12 protein-coding genes are annotated in these 12552 nt (G+C 38.3%); 4 read left to right on the forward strand and 8 right to left on the reverse strand.

The annotated features are described in order from the left end of the window. Positions 1–55: 55 nt before the first annotated feature. The 4 genes from EG365_RS04855 to pilG are packed head-to-tail and all read right to left on the reverse strand — an operon-like array spanning position 56 to position 3547. Complete coding sequence (locus tag EG365_RS04855) at positions 56–2134, reverse strand: methyl-accepting chemotaxis protein (RefSeq protein ID WP_000505931.1); 2079 nt, start codon at positions 2132–2134, stop codon at positions 56–58. Between the two features lie 46 nt (positions 2135–2180). Beyond that, positions 2181–2717 (reverse strand): chemotaxis protein CheW, encoded by a 537-nt coding sequence (locus tag EG365_RS04860; RefSeq protein ID WP_000729757.1) that lies wholly within the window; start codon positions 2715–2717, stop codon positions 2181–2183. A 60-nt stretch (positions 2718–2777) separates the two neighbouring features. Beyond that, complete coding sequence (locus EG365_RS04865; protein WP_000101096.1) at positions 2778–3140, reverse strand: response regulator; 363 nt, start codon at positions 3138–3140, stop codon at positions 2778–2780. Positions 3141–3163: 23 nt separating this feature from the next. Beyond that, positions 3164–3547, reverse strand: coding sequence for a twitching motility response regulator PilG (gene pilG / locus EG365_RS04870; protein WP_000389061.1), 384 nt, complete (start codon positions 3545–3547; stop codon positions 3164–3166). A 282-nt stretch (positions 3548–3829) separates the two neighbouring features. On the opposite strand from pilG, the gene EG365_RS04875 reads away from it, so the two are divergent. The 4 genes from EG365_RS04875 to EG365_RS04890 are packed head-to-tail and all read left to right on the forward strand — an operon-like array spanning position 3830 to position 10534. Beyond that, positions 3830–4468 (forward strand): hypothetical protein, encoded by a 639-nt coding sequence (locus EG365_RS04875; protein ID WP_001989943.1) that lies wholly within the window; start codon positions 3830–3832, stop codon positions 4466–4468. 59 nt (positions 4469–4527) lie between these two features. Next, positions 4528–5646: an efflux RND transporter periplasmic adaptor subunit gene (locus EG365_RS04880; RefSeq protein ID WP_001260821.1), complete on the forward strand. Its 1119-nt coding sequence runs from the start codon at positions 4528–4530 to the stop codon at positions 5644–5646. Between the two features lie 15 nt (positions 5647–5661). After that, positions 5662–8760: an efflux RND transporter permease subunit gene (locus EG365_RS04885; protein ID WP_000264364.1), complete on the forward strand. Its 3099-nt coding sequence runs from the start codon at positions 5662–5664 to the stop codon at positions 8758–8760. Positions 8761–8818: 58 nt separating this feature from the next. Continuing rightward, the gene (locus tag EG365_RS04890) at positions 8819–10534 is read left to right on the forward strand and encodes a proline--tRNA ligase (RefSeq protein ID WP_001202763.1); all 1716 of its coding nucleotides are present in this window, start codon (positions 8819–8821) and stop codon (positions 10532–10534) included. Between the two features lie 54 nt (positions 10535–10588). Here the strand turns inward: EG365_RS04890 and EG365_RS04895 are convergent, their stop codons facing one another. The 4 genes from EG365_RS04895 to EG365_RS04910 all read right to left on the reverse strand — a co-directional run bounded on the left by EG365_RS04895 (position 10589) and on the right by EG365_RS04910 (position 12525). After that, positions 10589–10930: a YegP family protein gene (locus EG365_RS04895; RefSeq protein ID WP_000929503.1), complete on the reverse strand. Its 342-nt coding sequence runs from the start codon at positions 10928–10930 to the stop codon at positions 10589–10591. 211 nt (positions 10931–11141) lie between these two features. Beyond that, positions 11142–11486, reverse strand: a complete 345-nt coding sequence (locus EG365_RS04900) for a zinc ribbon domain-containing protein YjdM (RefSeq protein WP_000056785.1) — start codon at positions 11484–11486, stop codon at positions 11142–11144. A 90-nt stretch (positions 11487–11576) separates the two neighbouring features. Then, positions 11577–11933 carry a DUF488 domain-containing protein gene (locus EG365_RS04905; protein WP_000354381.1) on the reverse strand — a complete coding sequence of 119 codons (357 nt, stop codon included), beginning with the start codon at positions 11931–11933 and terminating at the stop codon, positions 11577–11579. A gap of 142 nt (positions 11934–12075) precedes the next feature. Next, entirely contained in the window at positions 12076–12525 is a 450-nt protein-coding gene (locus tag EG365_RS04910) for an SRPBCC family protein (RefSeq protein WP_000190598.1), read from the reverse strand. Positions 12526–12552 lie beyond the last annotated feature (27 nt).

A 12552-nucleotide genomic window follows, 5' to 3' on the forward strand; every position in this document is an offset into this window, starting at 1 on the left:
TGCTCATACTTTTAAAAGAATAGCGATATGAGAATAGCTATTCTTATCCCCCAATTTAGTCTGGTAATTTAAAGTCCGTTACTGACTCACGTAATGACTCTGCCATATTCGCCAACTCTGATACGGAGCGAGCAGTGTCAAACGTTGCCGTTGTTGTTTGCGAAGTAATTTCTTGTACAACCGTCATGGTGGTTGCAATGTGACTCGCAGATGCTGACTGAAGTTTTGCTGCGTCGGAAATGCTCGCAATCAATTTTGCCAAGTCACCCGATACTTTTTGGATTTCATCCAGTGCAATACCCGCATCTTTTGCCAAATTCGCACCACGTACAACTTCCGTCGTTGTTTGTTCCATTGAAATAACGGCTTCGTTGGTATCGGTCTGAATTGTTTTAACCAGTGTTTCGATCTGTTTGGTTGCAGATGCTGAGCGCTCAGCAAGACGTTGTACTTCATCGGCAACCACGGCGAAACCACGACCAGCCTCACCTGCCATAGATGCTTGAATTGCTGCATTTAATGCAAGGATGTTCGTTTGGTCTGCAATATCGTTAATGAGCGATACGATGTTACCAATTTCTTGAGAAGACTCACCTAAGCGCTTAATACGTTTAGAAGTTTCCTGAATCTGCTCACGAATAGTATCCATACCTTCAATTGAACGATTTACCACTTGTGCACCATTTGATGCAATTTGTACTGAACGCTGTGCTACTTCCGCAGATTCAGAAGCGTTGGCAGATACTTGGTCAATTGACTGTGCCATTTCATTCATGGCAGTAGAAGCACCTGCAATTTCTTGCGCCTGATGTTCTGATGCCTCTGCTAACTGGTTAGTAATACTTTGCGTATCTTGTGTGTAGCGTGCAACTTCCTGAGAGGTTTCATGAATTCGTGAAACCAAATCTCGCAGTTGGTCAATTGCGAAGTTAATCGAGTCGGCAATAGCACCCGTAAAGTCTTCAGATACAGTTGCATATGAACGTAAGTCACCATCCGCCAAGTCGGCAATTTCATCAAGTAAACGTAAAATCGCATTCTGGTTACGGTCATATTCTTCCTGTAATCGAGCAACACGTTGCTTATCCATTACACTACGTAGTGTAATTAACTTGAATACAGAGAAAATTAGTCCGCCTAATGAAAGAATAAGAACAGCACCTAAAAATAAGGTGAGCCAGTTCTTTCTTGCAACATCAGATAAATGTCCTAGACTTTCCAACATTACATCCGATTTAGAGAAAATCTGAGAAGAAGCCTGACGAACATTGACAATCTGGCTACCATTTTTTAATACCGTTGCAGCAGCAGATTTTAAGACTTTGTCATATTCAGACTTAATACTTTCTAAAGATTCACGTAAAGCCGGATCAGCAATACGATCAACACCTAACTCGGCATTACCATTCAGTTCAGCATTTAAATAGGTACCAAAAGTCTCAATATCGACACTAAAGTCACTAGTTGATACATTTCCGTCCGTACCACTTAACACCGAGTTAATCGAACGTAAAATACGCTCTGCAATAAATACCTGGTTTTTAGCAATAATTACCTGACTACTTGGCAAACCTTGGCGAGCCATTTGGTCGACCATCAAGTTATATTCTGCCTGAATCTCTGGAACCGTTTCACTAATCGAGATGTTGGTATCATATAACTGGTTAAGTACTCGTTGATGTGATGAAATCAAATCAATATTTTTTGAAACCTCACCCCATATTTTCTCAACTTTTTGATATTCATCGGTCGACTTACCGTGAATATTTTCAATTTCAAGTAAGTTCTCATCAAAGTCTTTTTTAGATTGCTGTAGCTTTGTGATCGCCTCTTGAGAACCCGACTCTGTTGCTTCAGTTGCTTGCTTAGAAATGGTTTGAGATAACAGACGTAACTCACCAAGACTTCGAATTAACTGGTTATGACGAGGTACATTATAAAATAGATAAGCTAATGAAATTAACGCACATACTAAACATAACAGCGCTGCATAAAGGATAGGCTTGGACTTTTCACTTTCCCCAAATAAACTGGCAAACTGCTCAATTTTTGACTGGATTTTTGCAATAAAATTGACACTCGATTTTCCGGTAGCACCGCGATTGCCACTTTTCTTTTTAAGTTTAAAGCCCATACAGCTTCTCCCCAGAAAAATACGCTGTTCATTCACAGCATAAAAATTAGTTTATAAATTTTGTCGATGCGTTCATGTAGTGTGGGTTTTGCAATAACCGACTAAATAAAAAGACATGCCAATGTTGATTGTGTTGGTGAAAATACCCTTGGCAATATTCTTTTAGGTTTTCCTCTAAGTCTAAACTCTCGGAAAAAAAACTTTTTTTATTAAAGTGCTGAATCCCCAAAACCTGATCCACAACCAACCCCACATACTGGTCATGATGGCTAATACACAGCACTTTTTGGGTAGACGAAAATGAACTCCGCTGCCCTGAAATAAAATGAGCCAAATCAGATACCGAAAGTAATCTTCCACGAATGTTTGCCAATCCCTTGACCCAACTTTGAGTATTTGGAACTGGTGTATATTTCGGTGGATAGATAACTTCTGACACTTCCCCAAGTGGTGCGACGAAGTATTGCCCTCTCATTTCAAAAGCAATTCCTGACCATCGCTGTGCTTCATTTTGAACTGAAGCGTAATTCTTATTACCCCGTTTAGACAAACGAAGTAACTCGATAAATCCATTCGCTGCCATACTCGATCCTATAAAACGGGCGTATTTATCCCGTTATTTATGTTTTTATGGATGGATGAGTTAATTTAGAAATTGTTTAATTACATCAATTAATTGCTTTTCTTCGATTGGCTTGATTAAGTAATCGATTGCGCCTTGACGTTTACCCCATACTCGGTCAGTTGCCTGATCTTTAGTACTCACAATCACCACCGGAATATGCTTCGTGTCTTCATCACGGGTAATCTGGCGCGTTGCCTGAAAACCATTTACACCTGGCATGACCACATCCATTAATACCAAGTCAGGCTGCTCAGCTTTTGCCAAAGTCACACCATCTGCACCGTTAGATGCTTCAAGTACGTCATAGCCATGCTTAGTTAGGATTTCTTTAAAACGAAAAGTTTCTGTTGGTGAGTCATCAACAATGAGAATACGTGCCATTTCTTTTGCCCTCAAATTACTTATTATGAACTTACATGATTACGAATCGCATTTAGCAATTCATCTTTGCTAAAAGGTTTCGTCAAGTATTCATCTGAACCTACCACACGCCCTTTTGCCTGATCAAATAAACCATCTTTACTAGAGAGCATGATAACGGGAATGTTCTGATAATTTTGAGAGTTCTTAATCAGAGCACAAGTTTGATAACCGTCTAAACGAGGCATCATGATATCTACAAAAACAATATCCGGATTCGCTTCAGCAATTTTAGATAAAGCTTCAAATCCATCGACAGCAGTAATCACTTCGCAACCTTCGCGTTGCAATAGAGTTTCTGCGGTACGGCGAATAGTTTTTGAGTCATCAATAACCATTACTTTCAGATTTTGGAATGCATCTTCCATTTAATCTTCCATCCCCATAACATAAAATATAAATGCAATTTAACTTAAATTTGTTTTTACAGATTTATACGCATTTTTAACATATCTATACTTCTATTTTCAATGAAAGCTTTTTGTCTACTTTCTCATTTATAAACAATAACTTTTAACCTCATCACACTTTCAAAAAAATTATCATTTTTTTTATAATGTCGATATTTTTATTCAGTTAAATAATAACTAATATATTTAAGATTAATTATTTAAAAATAAGTGACTTACCTTTCTTTTTTGGGGAATTTTATGAATAAGCGGATGAAATATGCCTTTTATAGGAACTGCTTGTCTGTATTTATAGGCATTGCCTCTTGCGGAGCACTGTTTTTCTCTTCCCCAACGTTGGCTGCAAATGCAGCTCCTAAAGCTGTCTGGTATCGTTATTATGATCAGCATGGTATTGCGAATATTAGTACATCCGTAACACCGGCTCATATTCGCTATGGATATGAAGCACTCGACCAGAATATGCAGGTCATTAAAAGAAATCATCCTTATAATTCTGAAGCCGATTTAAATCAGTCCTCACAGCGTGCATTATCAGCTCGATATAGAGAAGAAGATAACAAATTAAAAAGAGCATATAGCAATAGTAAAACTGCGACGATTAAAAGAGACCAAGCATTATTGGCAATTAAAAAACAAATAAATTATCAGCAGGACCAACTGAGCCAATTACAACAAGACAAAATTTTATTTAAACGGCAAGAAATGGAATATTTTCGTAAGGGTGAACAAGTTCCCGAAAGACATAAAACCTTGATTGAAAACAATCTTATGAATATTAATAAGGTTAAACAAACACTTGAAATACTTTCGAAAACCTATAATCGCACCAATAAAGATTATGAAAATATTATCGAACGTTTAAAAAAGCTTGAATAAGGTTACAGCTTTATCAAGAATAGGGGCAAAATAAAATTTGAATTACAGGATGATGCTGTATGCGCACAACGCATCTTACCCCTTCTACTTTTTTTAAATTAAGCTTGATCAGTCTGAGTTTAATCTTAGCTGCATGTAACCAGCAAGAAGTACCAAAAACAACAGCATCTGAACCTAAAAAAATTGAACTCATTCCTCAAGATTTAATTCCTGTAAAAGAAGGCTCACTCGCCGCTCAAACCGCTTTTACAGGAACTATTCGTGCAGTACAACAAAGTTCTATTCAAGCCCAAGTTAGTGCAACAGCAACTGCCGTTACAGCCAATGTAGGTCAAAAGGTACAAAAAGGCCAAGTCCTAGTTAGATTAAATAATCAAGACAACGCTGCACGCTTAGCTCAGGCACAGGCTAATCTTGCTTCTGCTCAGGCACAAGCAGAACTTGCACGTAATTTGATGAATCGAAAACAAAGATTGCTCAATCAAGGCTTTATTGCCCGTGTAGAGTTTGAGCAAAGTCAGGTGGATTATAAAGGTCAACTTGAAAGTGTTAGAGCTCAACAAGCCAATGTGGATATTGCTAAAAAAGCTGATCGAGACGGTATTATTACTAGCCCCATTTCAGGTGTGATTACGAAACGACAAGTTGAACCGGGACAAACCGTTTCGGTTGGACAAACATTATTTGAAATCGTTAATCCGGATCAATTAGAAATACAAGCGAAACTACCTATTGAGCAACAATCTGCCTTAAAAGTAGGTAGCTCTATCCAGTATCAGATTCAGGGTAACTCGAAACAATTACATGCCATACTGACCCGTATTTCACCTGTAGCAGACCAAGACAGCCGACAAATTGAATTCTTTGCGAGCCCTAAAGAAGCGATTGATTCATTAAGTATTGGTGCGTTTATTAACGGTATTATTTTGCATAATGATAGCAATCAGGGGCAAACCATTCCTTTAGATAGCATTCAAAATCTGCAACATGATCCTTTTGTATGGGTAATACGCAATCAAACGATTCAGAAAGTCAAAATTCGAGTGGTTGAGCAACGATACAACGAAAATATCGCTTTAGTTCAGGGTTTACAAAGTACAGATCAGGTAAGTCGTATTCAGTTTGAAGATTCTGATATCAATAAAAAAGTGACGCTTACAACCGAAAAAAATAAATAAGGTAGCAAATAGCTTATGTGGTTTACCCGAATTAGTGTGAAGTACCCCGTTTTTACCATCATGATGATGCTCAGTCTAATGGTACTCGGGTTAGCATCTTGGAAACGTATGACCGTTGAAGAGTTTCCAAATATTGATTTCCCATTCGTAGTCGTCACTACGCAATATGCGGGTGCTTCACCTGAAGCAGTTGAATCGGATATTACCAAAAAACTCGAAGATCAAATCAATACCATTTCGGGTATTAAACAAATCACTTCACGCTCAAGTGAAGGGCTTTCGATGGTGATTGCAGAGTTTAATCTTGATACGTCTTCGGCGATTGCAGCACAGGATGTTCGCGACAAAATTGCTCCAGTTATTGCCCAATTTCGCGATGAAATTGATACACCGATTGTACAACGCTACGATCCATCATCTAGCCCAATTATGTCAGTCGTGTTTGAATCGAACAGCATGAGCTTGGCTCAATTAAGCTCCTATGTAGACAAAAAAATTGTACCTCAGCTTAAAACTGTTTCTGGTGTGGGTAATGTCAATTTACTAGGTGATGCTAAACGTCAAATTCGGATTAAGGTTCATCCTGAACAATTACAAAGCTATGGTATTGGTATTGATCAGGTCATTAACACCCTAAAAAATGAAAATATAGAAGTACCTGCAGGAACCTTACAACAAAAGAATTCTGAACTGGTTGTTCAGATTCAATCAAAAGTCATCCATCCTCTTGGATTTGGTGATTTAGTTATTGCTAATAAAAATGGTTCCCCTATTTTTCTAAAACAAGTAGCAACCGTTGAAGATACTCAAGCCGAACTGCAATCAAGTGCTTTTTATAATGGAAGAACAGCGGTTTCTGTCGATATTTTAAAAAGTTCCGATGCTAATGTAATTCAGGTTGTTGATAAGACTTATCAAACCTTAGAGAAGCTAAAAGCTCAAATGCCTGCGGCTTTGAATTATAAAGTCGTCGCTGACAGCTCTAAAGGTATTCGTGCTTCAATTAAAGACGTTGTTCGTACCATTATTGAAGGAGCAGTCTTAGCAGTTTTAATTGTTTTACTATTTTTAGGTTCTTTCCGCTCTACAGTTATTACAGGTTTAACCTTACCGATTACCCTACTTGGCACATTAACATTCATCTGGGCATTTGGGTTTAGCATTAACATGATGACACTGTTGGCCCTGTCACTGAGTATTGGTCTATTAATTGATGATGCAATTGTGGTTCGGGAAAACATTGTCAGACATACAGAGCTCGGCAAAGACCATGTCACCGCGGCTTTAGACGGTACTAAAGAAATTGGGTTAGCAGTACTTGCAACCACACTCACCATTGTGGCGGTATTTTTACCAGTTGCCTTTATGGGAGGCTTAATTGGGCGTTTCTTCTACCAATTTGGGGTAACTGTAAGTACGGCTGTTCTTATTTCCATGTTCATCAGCTTTACACTCGACCCAATGCTTTCCGCACACTGGAAAGATCCTGTAAAGAAAAAAGAAAGTCGACTGCAACGTTTCTTTAACTATATTTCTAATCTATTAGATGGCCTAACGCATATCTATGAAAAGCTTTTAAAGCTTGCCTTACGCTTTCGTTTCATCACAGTCATTATTGCAATTGTTTCATTGGTTGTGGCATTAGGCTTATCAAAAATGATCGGAACCGAATTTGTACCTACACCAGATAAAGGTGAAATTCGTATTCAGTTCGAAACCCCAGTTGATTCTTCTTTAGAATATACCCAAGCAAAATTACATCAGGTTGATCAGATTATTAGGCAATTCCCTGATGTCGTTTCTACTTATGGAGTGGTTAACAGTGAAGTCGACTCCGGTAAAAACCATGCAGGTTTAGGAGTCACCCTAAAACCAAAACAAGAACGTAGTGCAGACCTGACAACACTCAACAATGAATTCCGTGATCGTTTACAAAGTGTAGCTGGCATCCGAGTGACTTCAGTCGCTGCTGCTCAAGACTCAGTGTCTGGTGGTCAAAAGCCAATCATGATTTCTATTAAAGGATCTGATCTAAATGAACTACAAAAAATCTCGGATCGTTTCATGGCTGAAATGGAAAAAATTGATGGTGTGGTCGATTTAGAAAGCTCTTTAAAAGAACCTAAACCGACTTTAGGTGTACATATTAACCGTGTACTGGCCAGTGATTTAGGTTTATCTGTTTCTCAAATTGCGAATGCGATTCGACCACTCATTGCAGGTGACAATGTCACAACATGGGAAGATCGTGACGGCGAAACTTATGATGTGAATATCCGTTTAAATGAAAATAAACGTGTGCTTCCCCAAGATGTTCAGAACCTATATCTCAACTCGAATAAAACCAATGCAAATGGGCAAAATATTTTAGTTCCATTAAGCGCCGTAGCCACAACCCAAGAAAAACTTGGAGCTTCGCAAATTAACCGACGTGACCTTGAACGTGAAGTTTTAATTGAAGCAAACACTTCAGGACGTCCAAGTGGGGATATCGGTCAAGATATCGATAAAATGCAAAAAGCATTCAAATTGCCAGCTGGTTATACCTTTGATACTCAAGGGGCAAATGCCGATATGGCTGAATCTGCGGGTTATGCGTTAACGGCAATTACCCTTTCGATTGTATTTATTTATATTGTGTTGGGTTCTCAGTTTAATAGTTTTATTCACCCTGCTGCGATTATGGCATCTTTACCATTGTCCCTGATTGGTGTCTTCCTGGCCTTATTCTTATTTAGGAGTACCCTAAATCTATTTTCAATTATTGGCATTATTATGCTGATGGGGCTGGTAACCAAAAACGCGATTTTGCTTATCGACTTTATTAAAAAAGCGATGGAAGATGGGATAAGTCGTTATGATGCTATTTTACAAGCAGGCAAAACCCGTTTACGCCCAATCTTGATGACAACAAGTGCGATGGTGATGGGTATGGTTCCATTAGCTCTAGGTTTAGGTGAAGGTGGTGAACAAAGTGCACCAATGGCTCATGCTGTAATTGGGGGTGTCATTACCTCTACCTTATTGACTCTTGTGGTTGTCCCCGTCATTTTCACTTATCTGGATGACTTGAAAAACTTTATGCTGCGTCAAACCCGACGATTCATGTCATAATGCAGCGACTATCGTATAATCCGCGTTTTTATAACGCTTAACTTTTAGGACTTTTTCCATGCGCGCAAGCCGCTTTTTATTTGCAACGTTGAGAGAAACCCCAAACGATGCTGAAGTGATTTCACATCAGCTCATGTTACGTGCGGGGATGATTCGTAAATTGGCATCTGGTTTATATACATGGCTGCCGATGGGAACACGTGTGCTTAAAAAAGTTGATGCCATTGTTCGTGAAGAAATGAACCGTTCAGGTGCTATGGAAGTGTTCATGCCCGTAACTCAACCCGCAAGCTTGTGGGAAGAATCGGGTCGTTATGAACAATATGGTCCTGAATTATTACGTTTCAAAGATCGTCACGACAATCCGTTTGTGCTTGGTCCTACACATGAAGAAGTGATTACCGATTTAGCACGTAACGAGCTAAAAAGTTATAAACAGCTTCCTGTAAATTTCTATCAAATTCAAACCAAATTCCGTGATGAGATCCGCCCTCGTTTTGGTGTAATGCGTTCACGCGAGTTCATCATGAAAGATGCTTATTCTTTCCATGCAACTCAAGAATCATTACAAGAAACTTATGATGTGATGTATGACACCTATAGCCGTATTTTCACTCGTTTAGGTTTAGATTTCCGCCCAGTACAAGCAGATACAGGTTCAATTGGTGGTTCAGCTTCACATGAATTCCACGTATTAGCTGCAAGCGGTGAAGATGACATTGCATTTTCAACTGAGTCTGATTATGCAGCAAACGTTGAAATGGCTGAAGCTGTTTTAGTGGGTGAGCGTGCAGCGCCTACACAAGAATTTAAATTGGTTGAAACACCAAATCAAAAAACAATTGCTGATGTTTGCCAGTTCTTAAATGCTGACCCTAAACAATCTGTAAAAGCCTTATTGGTTCAAGGCGTTGCTGATGAGAAAGGCAATGTACCTGTCGTTGCCCTATTCTTACGTGGTGACCACGAACTTAATGAAATTAAAGCCGAGAAGCATCCTTTAGTGGCCGCTCCTCTCGCGTTTGCCACAGAAGAACAACTTCAAGCATTTGGCTTAACTGCTGGCTTCACTGGTCCACAAGGTTTAGTTGAAAAAGGCATCACTGTAATTGTTGACCGTGCTGCATCTGTTCTTTCTGACTTCGTTGCTGGTGCAAATGAGGCAGACAAACATGCTGTAGGCGTAAACTGGGAACGTGATGCACAGATTACTGAAGTTTTCGATTTGCGTAATGTGGTTGAAGGTGACCCATCTCCAGATGGTAAAGGTACACTACAAATTAAACGCGGTATTGAAGTGGGCCATATTTTCCAACTTGGTACTAAATACTCTGAAGCTTTAGGATGTAAAGTTCTCGGTGAAGATGGCAAACCATTTACAGTAACAATGGGCTGTTATGGTATTGGTGTGACACGCGTAGTTGCAGCTGCAATTGAACAAAACTACGATGACAAAGGGATTATTTGGCCTCAAGCGATTGCTCCTTTTGAAATCGCAATTGTTCCAATGAATGCACACAAATCACCACGTACTCTTGAAGCAGCAGAAGCGCTTTATGCAGAACTTCAAGCCCAAGGCTTTGACGTATTACTTGATGACCGTAACGAACGTCCAGGCGTTAAATTCTCTGACCTTGAATTAATGGGTATTCCACACCGTATTGTGATTGGTGAAAAAGGTCTTGATGCGGGTACTTTTGAATATAAAGGTCGCCGTGATGCTGAAGCGAGCAATTTAACTAAAGAAGAACTCTTAGCTAAATTAGCGCGTTAATAAATACATAAATAAAAAAAGCAGCTTTTAGAAGCTGCTTTTTTTAATTTAATTTTACACCTGAACTGTTAAGTCTTTAATGGTTGTGGAAGATCCATTGTTTTTAACCGATTCGATACCTTTATCGCGTGAAGCTTCACTGGCATAAAACTGGCTCGAACCAATAATTTGATGATTTGCAGCTTTTAAATTGAAGTAAGGTTTCCCATTTTTTGCAGTTAAACGATCATATCGCGCATCGTCACTACTATTTTTTTGAACTGACTCAATACCATTGACTGCTGATGCTTTCGCTTTATATAGCTCACTATTTAAAATAATTTCGCCATTACCAGCCTTAAGTACAAAGCGATATTGTCCATCATTCGCTTGTGTAATTTCGTACCATCCTGCCATATGAACCTCGTTTTTTTGTTGGTGTGGGTATGACTTTCGTTATTATTCTGGACGAAAGTTAATTCTTCTTAATGACAATATAAATGAGCTATTAAGCTTTGGATAGTCTACTTTTTATACATTATCGTAATAAAATTATAAGGATGTTGAAATGTAAAAAGGTAGAGATCACGCCTGCGATCTCTACCAAAATGTAATTAAAATTAACAAATTAAGCTTTTTTTACAAATTCAGATTTTAACTTCATCTGACCAATACCATCAATTTTACAGTCAATATTGTGACCATCACTTGCATCTGGAACTAAACGAATACTTTTTACTTTTGTTCCGACTTTAACAACTGAAGAAGAACCTTTAATTTTTAAATCTTTAATTACAGTAACGCTATCGCCATCCGCCAAAACATTTCCATTAGCATCTTTAATCACTTCTTGCTCTTCAGTTACTAAAGCTTCCCCTTCTTTCCACTCGTGTGAGCATTCTGGACAAATTAATAAATCGCCGTCTTGATATGTATATTCTGATTGGCATTTTGGACAGTTTGGCAAAGACATAAAAAAATCTCAAAAAGTATATTATGCGAGATATGACTCATTTTTTAAAGTTTTAAATAAAAGACTTTTACCAAAAAAAAATTTATATATTTAACTTTTGCTCTTTTCTAATAAATATTCTTTTAAAATAATCGCATGGTTATGTTCCACATCTTTAGCCGAATATAAAAGTGTGACTTTATGATGTGAAACGATTTCTAATAACTCTTTAACTGCGGGGTTTGTTTCTAGTTCTTTTAAATAACGTTGTTTGAACTCATCCCAATGTTCTGCAGACTCTGCATGAAACCACTTACGAAGTTCGGTTGAAGGAGCTATTTCTTTTAACCATAAATCTAAATGAGCATTTTCTTTGCTAATCCCTCGACTCCATAGTCGATCAACCAAAATTCGCTTTCCATCATCACCGCTTACATCGTCATAAATTCTTTTAATTTGTATATCCATATCTTTATCTCACAAGAAGGCTTAACTCATTGAGCTTCATATGATCATTCAATATTTTGTTCATTTTTGATAGTGTTTAAAAAATAAAAAATGAGTAGTTTTTCTACTCACTTTTTACTTAAGTCTCAATTAAAAAAGACAATTATTGATCTGGAATGTCGGCTTCTACTAACAACTTCAATAAAGATAAAGACTCTTGCCAGCCTAAATAGCATGCTTCCACAGGAATAACTTCAGGTATTCCTTCTTGGGTAATGTGTATTTCTGTGCCGACCAATACTGTTTTTAATGTAATGGTGACCTGCATCGTGCCAGGTAAATTTGTGTCGTCAAATTGGTCGTTATAACGAATTAATTCATTGGGAACGAGTTCAACATAAGTACCTCCAAATGAATGCGTTGACCCGGTTGAGAAATTGGTAAAGCTCATTTTGTATGAGCCCCCTACTTTTGCATCAAAACTATGAACCTTCGCGGTAAAACCGTGAGGTGCCATCCATTTAACTAAAGCATCTGGGTCAAGAAAAGCACGATAAACTCGTTCAGCTGGTGCCTTAAACACTCGATGTAATTTTACTGTACCTGTTGCCATTGTCTTCTCCTTATTTTAAGTCCATTT

The sequence above is a fragment of the Acinetobacter sp. FDAARGOS_494 genome (genome assembly GCF_003812225.1).
GTDB lineage: Bacteria > Pseudomonadota > Gammaproteobacteria > Pseudomonadales > Moraxellaceae > Acinetobacter > Acinetobacter baumannii.